General features: G+C 45.7%; 15 protein-coding genes. 9 read left to right on the forward strand and 6 right to left on the reverse strand.

The window, feature by feature from the left end:
- Positions 1 to 42: 42 nt before the first annotated feature.
- The 3 genes from QUA40_RS09730 to QUA40_RS09740 all read right to left on the reverse strand — a co-directional run bounded on the left by QUA40_RS09730 (position 43) and on the right by QUA40_RS09740 (position 1,211).
- A complete protein-coding gene (locus QUA40_RS09730) occupies positions 43 to 408 on the reverse strand; it encodes a hypothetical protein (protein WP_333124589.1) in 366 nt (121 codons plus the stop codon).
- A 2-nt stretch (positions 409 to 410) separates the two neighbouring features.
- Positions 411 to 806, reverse strand: coding sequence for a TAXI family TRAP transporter solute-binding subunit (locus QUA40_RS09735; RefSeq protein ID WP_333124676.1), 396 nt, complete (start codon positions 804 to 806; stop codon positions 411 to 413).
- Between the two features lie 120 nt (positions 807 to 926).
- The gene (locus QUA40_RS09740) at positions 927 to 1,211 is read right to left on the reverse strand and encodes a TAXI family TRAP transporter solute-binding subunit (RefSeq protein ID WP_333124678.1); all 285 of its coding nucleotides are present in this window, start codon (positions 1,209 to 1,211) and stop codon (positions 927 to 929) included.
- Positions 1,212 to 1,437: 226 nt separating this feature from the next.
- Here QUA40_RS09740 and recN point away from each other — a divergent pair, with 226 nt between their 5' ends.
- The 6 genes from recN (at position 1,438) to QUA40_RS09770 (ending at position 11,068) form a co-directional block, all read left to right on the forward strand.
- Positions 1,438 to 3,192: a DNA repair protein RecN gene (gene recN / locus QUA40_RS09745; RefSeq protein ID WP_333124681.1), complete on the forward strand. Its 1,755-nt coding sequence runs from the start codon at positions 1,438 to 1,440 to the stop codon at positions 3,190 to 3,192.
- Between the two features lie 104 nt (positions 3,193 to 3,296).
- Positions 3,297 to 3,497, forward strand: coding sequence for a hypothetical protein (locus QUA40_RS09750; protein WP_333124591.1), 201 nt, complete (start codon positions 3,297 to 3,299; stop codon positions 3,495 to 3,497).
- Between the two features lie 500 nt (positions 3,498 to 3,997).
- Entirely contained in the window at positions 3,998 to 7,171 is a 3,174-nt protein-coding gene (locus QUA40_RS09755) for a GAF domain-containing protein (RefSeq protein ID WP_333124592.1), read from the forward strand.
- A 453-nt stretch (positions 7,172 to 7,624) separates the two neighbouring features.
- Positions 7,625 to 8,173, forward strand: a complete 549-nt coding sequence (locus QUA40_RS09760; protein WP_333124594.1) for an inorganic pyrophosphatase — start codon at positions 7,625 to 7,627, stop codon at positions 8,171 to 8,173.
- Positions 8,174 to 8,333: 160 nt separating this feature from the next.
- Positions 8,334 to 9,683, forward strand: a complete 1,350-nt coding sequence (locus QUA40_RS09765; RefSeq protein WP_333124597.1) for a serine/threonine-protein kinase — start codon at positions 8,334 to 8,336, stop codon at positions 9,681 to 9,683.
- Between the two features lie 20 nt (positions 9,684 to 9,703).
- Positions 9,704 to 11,068: a serine/threonine-protein kinase gene (locus QUA40_RS09770; RefSeq protein WP_333124600.1), complete on the forward strand. Its 1,365-nt coding sequence runs from the start codon at positions 9,704 to 9,706 to the stop codon at positions 11,066 to 11,068.
- Positions 11,069 to 11,103: 35 nt separating this feature from the next.
- On the opposite strand, the gene QUA40_RS09775 is transcribed toward QUA40_RS09770, so the two are convergent.
- Complete coding sequence (locus tag QUA40_RS09775; protein WP_333124602.1) at positions 11,104 to 11,286, reverse strand: hypothetical protein; 183 nt, start codon at positions 11,284 to 11,286, stop codon at positions 11,104 to 11,106.
- Positions 11,287 to 11,317: 31 nt separating this feature from the next.
- On the opposite strand from QUA40_RS09775, the gene QUA40_RS09780 reads away from it, so the two are divergent.
- The 3 genes from QUA40_RS09780 to QUA40_RS09790 all read left to right on the forward strand — a co-directional run bounded on the left by QUA40_RS09780 (position 11,318) and on the right by QUA40_RS09790 (position 13,848).
- Entirely contained in the window at positions 11,318 to 11,830 is a 513-nt protein-coding gene (locus QUA40_RS09780) for an inorganic diphosphatase (protein WP_006634582.1), read from the forward strand.
- A gap of 522 nt (positions 11,831 to 12,352) precedes the next feature.
- A complete protein-coding gene (locus tag QUA40_RS09785; RefSeq protein ID WP_333124605.1) occupies positions 12,353 to 13,261 on the forward strand; it encodes an MBL fold metallo-hydrolase in 909 nt (302 codons plus the stop codon).
- A 20-nt stretch (positions 13,262 to 13,281) separates the two neighbouring features.
- Positions 13,282 to 13,848, forward strand: a complete 567-nt coding sequence (locus QUA40_RS09790; RefSeq protein ID WP_333124607.1) for a diheme cytochrome C — start codon at positions 13,282 to 13,284, stop codon at positions 13,846 to 13,848.
- A gap of 112 nt (positions 13,849 to 13,960) precedes the next feature.
- On the opposite strand, the gene QUA40_RS09795 is transcribed toward QUA40_RS09790, so the two are convergent.
- Together QUA40_RS09795 and QUA40_RS09800 are read right to left on the reverse strand one after the other, a co-directional pair.
- On the reverse strand, positions 13,961 to 15,274 hold the full coding sequence (locus QUA40_RS09795; protein ID WP_333124609.1) for a hypothetical protein: 1,314 nt from the start codon (positions 15,272 to 15,274) through the stop codon (positions 13,961 to 13,963).
- 58 nt (positions 15,275 to 15,332) lie between these two features.
- Positions 15,333 to 15,485 carry a hypothetical protein gene (locus QUA40_RS09800; RefSeq protein ID WP_333124612.1) on the reverse strand — a complete coding sequence of 51 codons (153 nt, stop codon included), beginning with the start codon at positions 15,483 to 15,485 and terminating at the stop codon, positions 15,333 to 15,335.
- Positions 15,486 to 15,605: the final 120 nt, after the last annotated feature.

A 15,605-nucleotide genomic window follows, 5' to 3' on the forward strand; every position in this document is an offset into this window, starting at 1 on the left:
CAGATTTAACCACTCAAAAACATTAAACATTTTAGCACTTGATTAGATAAAGTTATCACCACAAGTTCTGAAGAGCCAACTAAAAGATTGAAAAGAATCAGAATCAATCCGATATTCATCTAAATCGACAATTACTTGCTTAAAATTTTCAAATAACTCTTCTTGCAACAAATCGATTTCCTCCATTTTTTTGTGTTGGCGAACTTTTTGAATCAAATTTAAAATCGCCAACTTAAACTGATGGGCTTGATTTTTTTGTTTCTGTAAAAAGCGCGATAGCAACTGCCAAAGCCAAGACGCCAAAAGCGTTTCGCTCGACAAATATAAAGCCATAAGATCGGAAGTGGCCGCCCAAAAATCTGGTTTTTCGCGATCGTAATAAGCCTGAGCGCCCTCATGCAGAGGCAAAGCTAAACCCCCGCTCCCTCCCGGCTGACTAATAATTGCCGCGAATTAGCAGCCACCAAATTGCGACAGTGCTCGAACAAAATCCGCGTAATTTCCCGCACGATTTCCGGATCGACATCCTCCCGTACTAACAGAGTAGCCTGGACTCCGACGGCTAAATCTGCATCGGGAACAGCCGGATCTGCCTTGTAAGTACCTTTAGGAATCACATCAGCTTCCAAATAAGGCCACTTTATTTTCCTGGCAGGGCCTTGGTCGATCTGCACTAGCTTTCGCTGCGTATTTTGCAGCAAATCTCTAACCAAATTGCTGCCGGGAGGCAGTACCATAAAAATAGCATCAACCTCTCCATTACTAAATAATTTATTAGCCTCTGTCCCCGAAGTAGGAGTAGATATAAAAGCGGTTTATTTTAACAAAAATGTTTTCTAATAAACAAAAAAAACTGTAATAATCGCTGCATTTAGCCATTTGTGCAATATGTTTTTTTTTAAATTTGCTACACTTTGAATGCGAGATTATTCGGAAACAATTAAGTGAAGAACATCTTTAAAAAACGAAGCAAGTCCCCGATCAGAAGGTACAGCAGCCGTATTGTTTGGTACGATCGCTAACTGCACCTCATTTGCCTGAAGCAGGCGCATATTTTTCTCAGCACCTTGACTCTCAATAACTCGAATTCGCAGACGCGGATTTTGTTGTGTAACTACCTCAGCAATTGCCTGCTCGAAAGGATAATAATTCCCGCTTTTCGTTCCAGTCGCCAGGGTTAATTCATGGACTCGCTGCTTGTCTGGGTGCAGATTCTAGCCAAAAGCTCCAATCAAGACAACACTTAATAGAGCAATGGGAAACAGAAATTTATTGGGCATTAAGGTTGAGACTCCATCAATAATGGCAAAATCAAAAGTATTCTAGTTAAAAATGAAAATTGGAGTCGGGAAATTCGACGCGCCCGATAGTGGAGGAGCCTATGCCCAATTCCCAATTCCCAATTCCCAATTCCCAATTCCCAATTCCCAATCCCCCATGTTAATATCCCTCAGAATAGAAAATTTTGCCTTAATTGATTGCCTGGATCTAGAATTTGGCCCCAGTTTGAACGTATTTACAGGGGAAACCGGCGCAGGCAAATCGATTATCCTAGATGCGATCGATGCAGTGTTGGGCGGCAAGGTTGATCGCCGATCAATTCGCACCGGAGCAGCGCGGGCAATATTGGAAGCTACCTTTGAATTGGACAAAGCCGCGGCTTTGTGGCTGGGCGAGCAAGAAATCGAACCCATAGACGGAAATTTAGCCGTTTGCAGCCGGGAAATTAACACATCAAGCGGTGCTCTACGCACCAGATCGCGCTTGAACGGAATTCTCGTCAACCGCCAGTTAATGGATCAACTGCGCGATCGGCTCGTCGAAATTACCGCCCAAGGCCAAACCGTCCACCTCGGACAAGAAACCCTCCAGCGAGAATGGCTCGATTTATACGGCGGCAAAAAGCTCACTGAAGCGCGATCGATCATCGCCTCCGCGTGGCTGGGAGCCAACAACGCCAAAACAGCCCTCAAACGCAGGCGTCAGTCGGAACAGCAGCGACTGCAAAGACTTGATTGGTTAGAATACCAAGTCCGAGAACTCGGCGAAGCCCATATCGAAGACGCCGACGAACTCGAACAGCTAGAACACGAATCAATCCGCCTCGGCCACGTCGTCGAATTGCAGCAGCAGAGTTACCAAGTCCACCAAGCCCTTTACCAAAACGACGGCGACAGCGCATCAGCCGCCGACTTGTTGAGCAAAGCCGAAGTAATTTTAAGCGACATGGCAGTTTACGATGTGCAGTTGCAACCAATCCTAGAAATGGTCAGCGATGCTTTAGCTCAAGCCACAGAAGCCAGCAGGCAAATTAGCAGCTACGGCGAACAATTAGAAGCAGATCCCGAAAGACTCGAAGAAGTAGAAGATCGGATTCGGGAACTCAAACAAATTTGCCGCAAATACGGGCCGCTAAAAGAAGCGATCGCCTACTACCAAAGCATTCAAAATGAACTAAACGAACTTTTAGAAGGAGGCGACTCAATGGAAGCCTTAGAACTCGCATATCAGACCGCTTTAGACCAATTAAAAGACGCTTGCAGCCACCTCACTACGCTGCGACGCGAAGCAGCCCTCAAACTAGAAACGCACCTGGTAGGAGAACTTAAGCCGTTAGCAATGGAAAAAGTGCAATTTCAAGTTGAGATCTCGCCTTCTACCCCAACCGCTACAGGTGCCGACCAAATCGCCTTTTGTTTCAGTCCTAACCCGGGCGAACCTTTGCAACCCCTGGGCGCGATCGCCTCCGGGGGAGAAATGAGCCGCTTTCTACTCGCCATCAAAGCCTGTTTTTCCCAAATAGAAAGTGCCGGTACGTTGATTTTTGACGAAATAGACGCCGGAGTCTCCGGGAGAGTCGCTGGGGCGATCGCCAAAAAACTCTACCAACTCTCTGACAAACACCAAGTTCTCTGCGTCACCCACCAGCCGCTGATCGCTGCGATGGCTGATTTTCATTTTCGCGTCAACAAACAGACGATCGAAGCAGAACCAAGTATCGGCGAACCCGCAGCCGACTCCGAACCAGTCGAACGTACAGTAGTCAGAGTTGCCGCTCTCAACAGTGAGCAGCGGCGGGAAGAACTGGCCCAACTCGCCAGTGGCCGCTCAGCAACAGAAGCCATCGCCTTCGCCGAATCCCTGCTTGTCGAAGCCGCCGGATTGCGCCAAACTCAGTCCGCCCAACCCTGAAGACACAACAATTGTTGGCGCACCGCCAGTCGAAAATAGTCCACTGGGCCTTCGGAGTCTTAAAAACCGATTGTCTTAAATCTTTATTGAGGGGTGAAAAAAGTATGGGAGTAAAAAAACCCGGTTTATACGTCGAAGACGGCAAAAAAAGCTGCAACGGAAACCGACGATCGAACGGCGTCAAACTCAGTCGCTCAAACCCTTACACTGCCCTGCAGCCGATCGGGGGGTTAAAAGGCGGAGTTTTTTCCGAGTCGGACGTTACACTAAAAATATCAACCGCAAATTTTACAAAAAAAAGCTGAAAACCCCGTGAATTTAGTGGGATGGAAGCTAAGAGCAGCAAAATAGAGAGAAATTCTAGTTAAAAACCACAATTGTGTAGAGAAGGGCACACATCACTAGCAACTGGTAGTGTCACAATTGCGGCTAGTCCCACAAGGCCACCCCTCTTTCAGCAGTCCTCCCGCCAGTACGCATTCATGTTCCTGCGGGCGATCGGCCGGGAGACCTGCCGAACCTACTTAAACCAGGCACGCACAATGTCAAAATCAGTTAATAAACCATTTAAACAAGATTCGCGATCTCTAAAAAGATTGCAGCACTCCCACCGCCTCGTTACTCTCCCACCCTCCGTTCACCAGCAATCCCAACTGAATAGGCTTTGCCCTGTGGCCGGAGTTCTGTAAACTGGGAAATACTTTCACACATACTGGAGTTTTGTGCGACAGGTCACTCATTAATTAACTTGCTCGCTCTCCTATCTTAGAGACTAACCCTTACGCTTAAGATTCTGTAAAGGTCTATGAAATCTGCATCTCCCAATCTGTCAGCTATGGAAAACGTGATAGATGTCACTCCTATAAGTGAAAATCATCAGGAACAGCATTCTCATTATCCCTCTAGCAATAATCAAATCGTCAAAAGCCAAGGAAACTTCTCTAGTTTCCTCGCACCCCTAAACAAGGATAGTTTTCAAGGAGTCGCCAGGGAAGTAGAGGAAAAACTGAGGGTTGTCAATCAAACGCTGGGAATGCTCGACAATCTCCTTGATAGCCAGGGATTTGACGCCATCCTTAACGAAATGTTGCAGTCGATTACCCTCAAAACAGGGGAATTGCTAAATGCCGCTCGCAGCACGATATTTTTATTAGACGACGAAAAAAATGAACTCTGGGCGAGAGTTGCTAAAGACGAAAATGGCAACAATCTAGAGATCAGAGTACCCGCCCATGTAGGCATTGCTGGAGAAGTAGCCACGGAGAAAAAAGTGGTGAATATTCCTTATGATTTTTATAACGACCCCCGCTCCACTAACGCCAAAAAAACTGACGAAATAACAGGATATCGCACTTATACAATGCTGGCGATGCCCCTGATCAACGAAGAAACAGGAGAGTTAGTAGCAGTCGTTCAACTGATTAATAAACTCAAGCCCAACCACGAACATTATGGTACTTTAGAATCACAGATTGATAAGGTAGGTTTTACTCAAGAAGACGAACAAGTTTTTAGAGAATTTGCCCCGTCGATTCGCCTAATTCTAGAGTCTTCTAAATCTTTCTACGCAGCAACTCAAAGACAACGGGCCGCGACAGCGCTGATGAACGCCGTCAACGCTCTTTCTCAGAGCAGTTTAGACTTAGAAGATACCCTAAAAAGAGTGATGGATCAGGCGCAAGAACTCATGAACGCCGATCGCAGCACGCTGTGGCTGATCGATGAAGATAAAGACGAACTCTGGACTAAAATCCTGATCGCCGACAGCCTGAAAGAACTTCGCATACCCAGAACAGCAGGTTTTGCAGGCATCGTCGCCGAATCCGGCGAACCGCTGCTGCTGCCCTTTGACGTATACAATGACCCCCGCGCCGAAACTTCCAAAAGAACCGACCAACAAACGGGCTACCGTACTTGCAGTATGCTCTGTATGCCAGTTTTTAATGCAGACCAGAAATTGATTGGAGTTACTCAACTAATCAACAAAAAAAAACAAGGAGAATTCCCCCCCTACAACCCGGAAGATTGGCCTCACGCCCCCGAACAGTGGAAAGCGAGTTTCAATCGCAACGACCTGGAATTTATGAAGGCGTTTAACATCCAAGCAGGGGTCGCCCTGCAAAACGCCAAACTGTTTGCAGAAGTCAAACAGCAAGAACAAAGACAAAAAGATATGCTGCACGCCCTGACTAACGGGGTAATTTCTACAGATAAAAAAGGCAATATAGTAGCGACCAATCCCAGTGCCCAAAAATTACTGGGTGTCAGCGATGCAGAATTAGCCGAAGGTCAATCTTTGCGGGAGTTAATTAAGTTAGAAAAAGGCGATTTTGCCAAATGGTTTGATGCGTCTTTGTCTCCCGAAGACGATAAGGATCGCCAGCAGTATTACCCGGATCAAGTTTTGCTGTCTAGTGAAGCAAAATCGCAGAGTATCAATCTCTCGATTAATTCAATGACTGACGCTACCGACACCAGCAAGGTCAACGGCGCGTTAGTCGTCATGGAAGATATTAGCAACGCCAAGCAAATCAAAAACTTGATGTACCGTTACATGACGCCAGAAGTAGCCGAAGCGCTGTTAGCTTCAGGGGATACTGGATTGGGCGGTAAGCGCAAAAAGGTTTCGGTGCTGTTCTCAGACATTCGCAGCTACACCACACTTACGGAAAAATTGCAAGCCGAAGAAGTGGTAGTGATGCTGAACAAATATTTTGAAGTGATGGTAGATGTCGTATTCGAGTACGGAGGGACTCTCGACAAATACATCGGCGACGCTCTGATGGCAGTTTTTGGCTCTCCAGCACCCCTAGAGGATCATGCTTGGTGCGCCATGCAAACGGCGGTGAAAATGCGGGAAAAACTGGCTGAGTTTAATCGAGAGCGTATGGCACATGGGGAATTGCCGATCGGCATTGGTATGGGCGTGCATTCCGATGAAGTTGTCAGCGGCAACATCGGTAGTAGCAAACGCATGGAATTGACTTCGATCGGAGACGGCGTAAACCTCGCCTCTCGCTTAGAAGGCGCCAGCAAACAGTACGGCACCGACTTGATCATCAGTGACAATACTTACAGAGATTATGCCGATCGGCTGTACGTGCGAGAACTCGACTTTATTACTGTCAAAGGCAAAAGCGAACCGGTAATCGTTTACGAACTCGTCGGCATTCGCGAGGGATACTCGCCAGTGGGTAAGTCACTAACCGAAACACAGCAACAAATTATAGAACATTACACCAAGGGGCGCGAACATTACAAAACTCCAGTTAGCCAAAGACTCTCAGAAAGTGAGGTGAAAAACATCTTAAAGGATGTCGCCGGAATGCCAGAGGCAGAGATTAAGAAACTGTCCTACGATCTAGAGCAACAGTTGGAACACGAACTAAGGCAGCTCTTATATCAACTGAAAAAGCTGTCAGAGTACGACCCAAAAAACCTGTCCGAAGCAGACAAACTCATCGTACTGTTGCAGCCTGAAATCCAACTGCTGAAATTGGAAGGCATCAAAAACCTCTCGGAAGACGAAACCAAAATGCTGCTGCAAGCAAAAATCAAGCCCCTATCAGCAGACGATATTAAATACTTGCAAGAAGGCGAAGTCAAAAAGCTCTTGGAAGCAGACATCTTAGAACCATCAAATCCCCAAATCAAGAGGCTGAAACCTGCAGAAATCAGGCAGCTATTGCAGGCGAAAATTAAAAGTCGGGCCTGCGAGACAGTTGCAGAAATGTTAGATGAGGAATTTGAAAACCTGGGACTCGATCGGGTGAAAAAACTGCTGAGCGAGTTTAAGAAAGCCTTAGAACCAAAAGCCAAGCAAGCCTTTAAAGACGCTGAACGCGAATTTAAGGCCGTTCTGGAAGTTGACTCTAAAAACAAGGCAGCTAAATTGCACGTCGATCGCTGTATGTTATTTCAGCATGGGTTTTCAGATGTACTCAACTGGGATGGTGTGTGGAATCTCACAGAAAAATAGCAGTGGCCCACAGCAAATCCTCATGGTGGCGCCAGGGTTCCGAGTGGGGGCGATCGCGATCGGGGGTGCGCCTCCCATCCCACCACCAATTAACCTTAATATCCTATTGAGGTAATTGTAAATAAGCTCCAACAGGTAGTATGGTTATATAACCGGATTTGAACTTGCAAGCGAGATGCCGGGGTTTCGCCTTACGTGTTTCGTTCGCACTACCTACCGCAACAAACTTAGCACTTCTACTATTTGAAGCGCTTAAAAATAGTTAGGACTTCCGGCAGCGTTAGCCGGTTTCTGAGAAACATCTTGGAAAAAGGCGACGAAACATCCGCTCAAAAACCGGGTTTCTCACCCCGCCCGCGTAAGTCTTAATAGCGTTAGGGGTTCCTAAAAAGAGCTTGCTTCGCAGATAGTCAATGTTCGAGTCTTAGATATAGAAAACCACTAGCGTCAGTTATGAATAATTGGAATTCGCAATCGGGAGATGTTGAGTGGGTAGATCAGGTTTACCAACTATTGCTGGAGATTGCTCGGAGCTCCCTGTCAGATATCCCCAGAATCCCGGAAAACATCACTGTTAAGGCTATCCCTCTGATCCAGAAGGTACAAAGCATTCAACAAAGGCCTGACGGGCAAGTGTTCAAATCAGGTTCGTTTTCTGTAAACGATCACGAATGGGTCGATCGAGTCTGTCAACTATTGGTAGAACTAACCAGCGCGTCTTTGTCGGAACAGCCCAAAATGCCGGAAAACCTTGCAGGCAGATCTTTAGCCCTCGCTGATCGAGCACAAAAAATTAAAGAAGATATCGAAGAAAATGCAGCCCAAACCCCAGCAGATGAAGAGGACAATTCCTTACAGTCTCCAGACGCGCTGCTTTCCCTCTTGCACCACAGTTTGAAAGCTCAGCGCGCCAAAAGCTACAACTCCGATGCCCCCGAATGGCAGCAAGTCTTGAGCCTGCTCGACGTAGTGCAGTCAATTTACAAGCAAATCCAAAATTAAATTCCAGCTTTATTCAGGGGCGTCTTTATTGTGCCAGATCGCTGGCTCTTAAAGGCAGTTGCTCTTTGACATAAAAAATTTTTTGCCGTAGCCCGAACATTTCCGATTATTGCCTTATTGTCAACTACACTAGGTTTAATCGGTTCTAGGGCAAGAGAACATGAGCGGACAAAACATCGGCGATTTGTCAAAAGAAATATTAGCCGATCGCTATCAGTGCGATCGGCGGCTCGGCAAGCAAGCAGGAAGGCAAACTTTACTCGCCCGCGACTTAAAAACCCAACAGCAAGTAGTAGTCAAACTACTCTCATTCAGCAGCGACTTTAACTGGGAAGACTTAAAACTGTTCGAGCGAGAAGTCGAAACCTTAAAATCCCTATCCCATCCCGCAATTCCCCGATATCTAGACTCCTTTGAAATCGACACACCCAGCCGCAAAGGATTCGCCCTAGTTCAGAGTTACATCGAAGCCAAATCCCTACAAGAATATCTCTCAGACGGCCGCACCTTCAGCGAAAGCGAAGTCAAACAATTAGCCACAGCATTATTAGACATCCTCGCATACCTGCATCAGCGACAGCCTCCGGTGATTCACCGCGACATTAAACCCAGCAATATTTTACTCAAAAATCGATCGGGTAACAGCGTCGGGGAAGTCTACCTAGTCGATTTCGGTGCAGTTCAAACCCTCGCCACGCAACAGGGAAAAACAGTCACCGTTGTCGGAACCTACGGCTATATGCCGCCAGAACAATTTGGTGGGAGGGCGGTTCCTGCTTCCGACTTGTACGGCTTGGGAGCAACATTAATCGCCTTAATTACCAAGCAGCATCCTGCCGATTTACCGCAGAAAGATTTGCAGATTGAATTCGAGCAATTCAGCCAACTGAGTCCCGGTTTTACCAATTGGCTGAAGTGGATGACACATCCCAGTTTAGATCGCCGTCCCGCCTCAGTTCAGATGGCAAAAGAAGTTCTCGAAAAACCACAGACAATAAATAAATATTCCCTACCATTGAAACAGGGAAAAACCGTGAACACCTTTAGCTTGTTCGAGAATGCTATTTGGTACAGCACTAGGACAGGATCTCTAGCTGTAGGAATTTGTGCAGCATTTTACGCTACCTTTCTGTTGCCGATTGCGGGGACAATTGCGGGAGGAATCCTCGGCCTTTTTCTCGGCGCGCTGCTGGGTTTGGAGAACGGAATTATTATCTCACTTGTGACGGTCGCGTGTTTTTTTCCCCTAACTAATCCCCAGCTTCACCGACAGGTTTTAACTGCGATCGGTATGGCAATCTGTACTTTTACAAGCATCCTCTTTATGAAGACGCTCGATTTGGAGTCTCTTTTTTTTGGTTCTTTTGGGGACGACGTTACGTTTAGTTATGTACCCTCATTGACTGATTATATTTTTGTAGTTGTGGCACCATCGCTCATTGCAGGGCTGTCAATGGGGATAGGTAGCAAGTCTTTTGCCCGCTGGTATCAAAAAGAAAGTGGACTTTAATTTAAATTAAGGGAAAAAACATGACTGGCAAAATATTAGCAGAACGCTACGAAATGCAGCGGCAACTGGGAAAAAAAATCGGTCGCGAAACACTGCTAGCTCGCGATTTGGAAACTCAAGAATTAGTTGTCATCAAACAGCTATTCCTCGGCAGCGATTTTGAATGGCAAGACATCAAGCTATTTGAACGGGAAGCGGAAACTTTAAAAACGCTTTCTCACCCAGCAATTCCCCGCTACCTGGATTATCTGGAAATTGACGAACCAGACAGTAAAGGATTTGCCTTGGTACAGAGTTATGTAGGGGGAAAAACTTTAGAAGAGCATTTGCGTTCTGGGCGTAATTTTAGCGAAAGCGAGGTAAAAGAATTAGCTAAATCGTTGTTAGAAATTTTGATTTATTTGCACGAGCGCAATCCCCCTGTTATCCACCGCGATCTTAAACCCAGCAATATTTTACTGCACAACAGATCCGGTCACACTGTCGGACAAGTTTATTTAGTTGATTTCGGTTCGGTGCAGAACCAAGCTGCAAAATTTGGCGGCACGATTACAGTAGTGGGAACCTACGGATATATGGCGCCGGAACAATTTGGCGGGCGATCCGTTCCGGCTTCGGATTTGTACGGTTTGGGTGCGACTTTAATTTATCTGGTAACGGGTTTGCATCCCACCGAACTGTTGCAGCAGGATTTAAAAATTCTATTTGCCCATCGGGTAACGCAACTAAATCCTAATTTAATAGATTGGCTGGAGTGGATGACCGAACCGAGTTTGGAAAAACGGTTATCTTCGGCTGGAGAAGCATCGAACTCCCTCGCAAATCCCCGCGAGATACCCAAAAGTATTATGCCCGTGCAGCCGCGAGGCAGCGATATTAAATTAACAAAAAATTCGGAGTTGATAGAGATTGTAATTCCACCGCATGGATTCGCTTTTGATTGGGTTTCCATACTTTCGGGTGCGGTTGCTGCGAGTATCGCATTGTGGACTAATTATTACCAAAGTCCGATAAATCCAGTGGTTTTGAGGATGATATCAGGAAGTTTTTTAGTAGCGGCTGGAGTAATGTCGATATTTGCACTATTTCGGGAATTGCATCTGGTAATCAATCGCAAACAAATATCCTTTAGCAGCCATCTGCTGGGGCTGAGATGGAATCATTCCCAGCCAGCTCCCAGGCAGGATATTAGGCAGTTAGAAATTGAAAAAATTGGAGACAATGTTTCTGAGGTGATTATTCAAGCAGACAAAAAATATCTACTGGGAGTGAAGCAGAGACTAAGTGAATCAGAAATCGAGTGGTTAGCAACAGAACTAAGCGAGTGGTTGGGATTGAAAATTCAAAGAACTGTGAGAGACGGTAAAAAGAAGATATCGATGTGAAATTATCTCCCTCGCCCTCTCAAACCATAGCCCCCTCAAACTGTGGGATGGGCGTCCCGCCCTCCGGTGTATTTTCCCAGCAGGCGGGACACTTCACAAGCATCATCCTCAAATTGTGCAACCCCGATCGCACTCCCCCGTTTTCTCTCAATCTCATGCAGCATCGAGCCCGATCGCCCGTAAAATGCTATCAAAGGGATTTGGCAAGTAGCACTCATCCCAATCATCTGTTAACTTGGAGATATTGTTGTGGACTTATCGCTAATTCCGGCACAGCCGAAACCAGGACTGCTCAACGTCCTCATCGAAATTACCGCCGGTAGCAAAAACAAGTACGAATTTGATAAAGACTTGCAAGCCTTTGCTCTCGATCGGGTGCTTTCTTCCTCAGTCCAATATCCGTGCGACTACGGCTTCATACCCAATACCTTAGCCGATGATGGCGACCCCCTCGACGGCATGGTGATGATGGATGAGCCCACATTTCCAGGGTGCATAATCGCAGCCCGTCCGATCGGAATGCTGGAAATGATCGACGGAGGCGACAGAGACGAGAAACTTTTGTGCGTTCCCGACAAAGACCCCCGCTACGCTCACTATAAGTCCCTCAAAGACGTAGCCCCCCACCGCTTGGACGAAATAGCCGAATTTTTTAGAACCTACAAAAATTTGGAGAAAAAAGTCACGGAAATTCTGGGTTGGCAAGATGTTGATCAAGTCATGCCCTTAGTGGAAAAGTGCATCGCAGCCGATCGCAAATAAGCCCCTAGCCCGCACTCCTCGACTACAACCCGACTAAAAACTCCGGAGGCCGAACTTAAGGCGATCGCTGCACGTCAGGCGATGCAGTCGAGGAACGGGTAGCTAGAAGGTCAAATCACTCGTCAATGCCGAGTCACCGGAACGGCATTCCTCCAAACCCCGCCCCGACCCCAATCTTGAAAAAAATACTACTCCTAGAGTTAAGATGAAGCCCAAATTCTACCCCTGGGGAATGCGTTCTACGTTTGAGGAAATTTTACCCTAACACTTAGATAGATCGGCGCTATCTTAATCTCAGAACACAGAACGCGCTAAACAGCCCGCATGATGCAAAAAATAATCTCTCAAGCGTGACATCTCCTACACCAACCCGTAAGGTTGAGAATTCTAACAGCCCAAGTCTTCGGCACTCGGATGGTTTCCTGATGAAGCGCTTTATAGTACAGATTGCTAAAAACTAAAAACTAAAAACTAAAAACTAAGATTTCAACTCCCAAGTTCCTGCCGCCAAAACAAAAAAAAATGCCAGATTCCGCACCCTCTCTACCCAATCCACAGCCTTCCGATCACAAAGCCACTATGGAAAATAGTCCTTTGACCGAGTTTGTCGTTCAGTTTTGGGGCGTGCGGGGCAGCATCGCCACCCCCGGCACCAAAACACTGCGCTACGGAGGGAACACCTCCTGTGTAGAAATGCGCTTGGGTAAAAAACGCCTAATTTTTGACGGTGGCACCGGCCTGCGAGTTCTCGGCCTAAACTTGCTGCGGCAAATGCCTGTCGAAGCCCATATGTTTTTTAGTCATACTCACTGGGATCATATTCAAGGGTTTCCGTTCTTTACTCCCGCCTTTATCCCGGGGAACTGCTTTCACATTTACGGTGCGATCGCCCCCAACGGCACTACCATAAAACACCGTCTTGCCGACCAAATGCTACACCCCAATTTTCCCGTCCCCATCCAAGTCATGCAGTCCGACCTCAAATTCAACGATTTGACCCCTGGGGATATTCTCGAACTCGACGATGTGAAAATAGAAACGGCACTGCTCAACCATCCTAATACGGCGATCGGATATCGAGTCACCTGGGAGGGACACACGGCCGTCTACTGCACCGATACAGAACATTTTCCCGATCGCCTGGACGACAACGTGGTACACCTAGCTCGCAACGCTGATGTGCTGATTTACGACGCCAACTACACCAACGAAGAGTATTACAACTTCAAAACCCCGAAAGTCGGCTGGGGACACTCGACTTGGCAAGCAGGAGTAGAAGTAGCGAAAGCTGCTGGAGTCAAAAAAATCGTGATGTTTCACCATGATCCGGGTCACGACGACAATTTTCTCGATGGAGTCGAAGCAGAGGTGCAGGCAGCGTTCGCCAATGCCTGCTTAGCCCGCGAAGGCATGAGCATACCAGTGATTTAACCAAAAATAAATTCAGAATTATGAAACAGGAAAAACCCCGCAAACGTCGCAGAGTAGGCTTGCGGGGGCTTTACTCAACTTTGCTACTATTGATAATTATCTGCTGTACCTGTGGCGGATGGGTTGCAGCTCAGACTGCCTACTCTCGCACTCCGGCGCGACTTGCTCAAGTTTCTGCAATTGAAGATACTGGAACTGTCGATCGTATCCCCGAACGCTACCAACTCGGACAGCAACTGTACCTAGAAAACTGCGCCACCTGTCACATCGCTTTACCGCCGCAAGTATTACCAACAGAAACTTGGCGCCGCTTGCTGCAAGATCCCCAACACTACGGACAAACCATCAAACTGCTAGTAGACCCGCCCCGCCTGCTAGTGTGGAACTACCTGCAAACTTTTTCCCGTCCCCAAGCAAAAGACGAAGAAGTTGCCTACCGAGTCGCCAGTTCTCGCTATTTCAAAGCACTGCACCCTAAAGTAAAACTGCCACAACCCGCAAATATCAGCAGTTGCGTTACTTGTCACCCCGGCGCATCTAAATACAATTTCCGCAAGCTTACCGCCGAGTGGGAAAACTCTCCGTAGCGAACACAGGACTTACCCACAAACTCTTGAGTAGGGGCGTTATGCGGGCTCATTGAGTCGTGGGTGTATTCCTCGAAAGCGGATGAGGAGATTTTTTGATTAGTTAGCTGACTTAGCATTCATCTTCCATCACCCTTCTCTTGAAATTTTCGTAAGGGTTCAAGTCGAATTCCGGTCCGTGTAATTGAAAAAGCTTTTTCTTGATTTCTTTGTATTCTTCTTTTGCTATTTGGCGCCTATATACCTGATCATTTTGTTCAATTCGCTGAATCAAAAACACTATTGCCTTTTTATCAAAGACTTCAAGGTAAGGAGATATGGCTTCCTGAAATCGAGAGTCTGCCTGATTAAAACTTCTGCTAGCACCGTAATAACTAGATAGTATGCGACAAAATAAATGTTGCCACTCTTCTGTATCAGCTATCTCAAGCAAAAAATTTAATTGTCCCTTCCTAAAATTGAAGTTAATATCGTTTTCTATCAAAGATAAGATGTCTTCATAGTGTACCTCTAAATTCTCCTTCACAAACCATCCATACATTTTGCTTGTGTTAGTAGTTTTAACATTATGCTGTATTTGAAGTTTCGCATCTTCATTAAGAAGATCATAAATCTTAGGATTTTTTGACAAATAAAATACTAAATAATCCAAAGTGAGCGGAATCGATGAAACATTACTATAATAGTCTTTCTCTCCTTTTATTTGGTTGAGAATACTTCCAACATTCCGATTTCCGATTACCTCAAGTGTTTGCAAAATGATATCTCTGTTTTTTGTGCAATCTTCGTTGTCCAGCTTAAATACCAACTTCCAGAAACTTCTATAAATAGAAAGCTCAACTTCAGGTTTAAGTCTACTTAAATATCGATGTTCTACATATCTTTTTAATTTTTCTCTAGTATTAAGTGCTGGCGCTGCTTCCGCAATATTCTCTAAAAGTTCGTCAATTATTTTTTTCGTGTAGAAAGGTGGCTTTATAAGCAAATCCTCCAGAGTATTTCTAATCAGCGCCCTCACAGTTTCTTTGTTAGGTGTATGTAATTGTCTATCTGAGTCTAATGTAGGGTGAGCGCATAGATGGCGTTGCTTTTGAAGATATCGCAGATTTTCATATTCTGAGTTATCCAACAGATTTGTCTTTTTATGGGTATCGTCAATCAGTTTAACTTCCCAAGAGGATGATTTGGAATCATCCTTTTGTGATTTTGTAAGGTCATCAAGAATTGATTTTGCAACTGCGTCTTCATATAAATCAACAAGATATCGAAGTTTATACACTATGTCACAAACAGCGACAGACCAAAGCATTACCACTGCGGAACGATAGTTGCCATTGTGGTACGAAGATAGAACTTCTTGAAAATAATCTTTTGTCTTGCCGTAATGTATTTTTTCGGAAAGATTTTCTAAATAAAATTCTGACATTACAAATAATTTCCTCAATTATAGCTTTCTGGTGAAACAGCTAAGAGCATTTCACATTTTATTCTTTCGCTTCTTCTTGTTCTACTAATAAGCTGATTAATTTCTGAGCAGCATCACCATAATTATCAGGCGACCAAACACGATAATCCGCCCCTGTCTCCAATGGTTTTAACATTTCTTCTTTCACCAACTCAGCCCTTAATAACTGCATTATTTGAAACTTCTCAGCAGGGGATCACTGCCCAAGTCTGTCTAATAATTCAAGATTTGAAATAAAAGACCATTGAATTCATTTCTCCATTTTACCACGACCTTGAGATTTAAACCACTC

Origin of the sequence: Microcoleus sp. Pol11C3, from assembly GCF_036701485.1 — a bacterium.
GTDB lineage: Bacteria > Cyanobacteriota > Cyanobacteriia > Cyanobacteriales > Microcoleaceae > Microcoleus.

What these genes read in the sequence shown, in the direction of transcription:
- QUA40_RS09795 (WP_333124609.1), bottom strand. Translation starts at nt 15,274, where the DNA reads ATGTCAGAATTTTATTTAGAAAATCTTTCCGAAAAAATACATTACGGC.
- QUA40_RS09790 (WP_333124607.1), top strand. Translation starts at nt 13,282, where the DNA reads ATGAAACAGGAAAAACCCCGCAAACGTCGCAGAGTAGGCTTGCGGGGG.
- QUA40_RS09770 (WP_333124600.1), top strand. Translation starts at nt 9,704, where the DNA reads ATGACTGGCAAAATATTAGCAGAACGCTACGAAATGCAGCGGCAACTG.
- recN (WP_333124681.1), top strand. Translation starts at nt 1,438, where the DNA reads ATGTTAATATCCCTCAGAATAGAAAATTTTGCCTTAATTGATTGCCTG.
- QUA40_RS09760 (WP_333124594.1), top strand. Translation starts at nt 7,625, where the DNA reads ATGAATAATTGGAATTCGCAATCGGGAGATGTTGAGTGGGTAGATCAG.
- QUA40_RS09755 (WP_333124592.1), top strand. Translation starts at nt 3,998, where the DNA reads ATGAAATCTGCATCTCCCAATCTGTCAGCTATGGAAAACGTGATAGAT.
- QUA40_RS09765 (WP_333124597.1), top strand. Translation starts at nt 8,334, where the DNA reads ATGAGCGGACAAAACATCGGCGATTTGTCAAAAGAAATATTAGCCGAT.
- QUA40_RS09775 (WP_333124602.1), bottom strand. Translation starts at nt 11,286, where the DNA reads ATGAGTGCTACTTGCCAAATCCCTTTGATAGCATTTTACGGGCGATCG.
- QUA40_RS09750 (WP_333124591.1), top strand. Translation starts at nt 3,297, where the DNA reads ATGGGAGTAAAAAAACCCGGTTTATACGTCGAAGACGGCAAAAAAAGC.
- QUA40_RS09785 (WP_333124605.1), top strand. Translation starts at nt 12,353, where the DNA reads ATGCCAGATTCCGCACCCTCTCTACCCAATCCACAGCCTTCCGATCAC.
- QUA40_RS09800 (WP_333124612.1), bottom strand. Translation starts at nt 15,485, where the DNA reads ATGCAGTTATTAAGGGCTGAGTTGGTGAAAGAAGAAATGTTAAAACCA.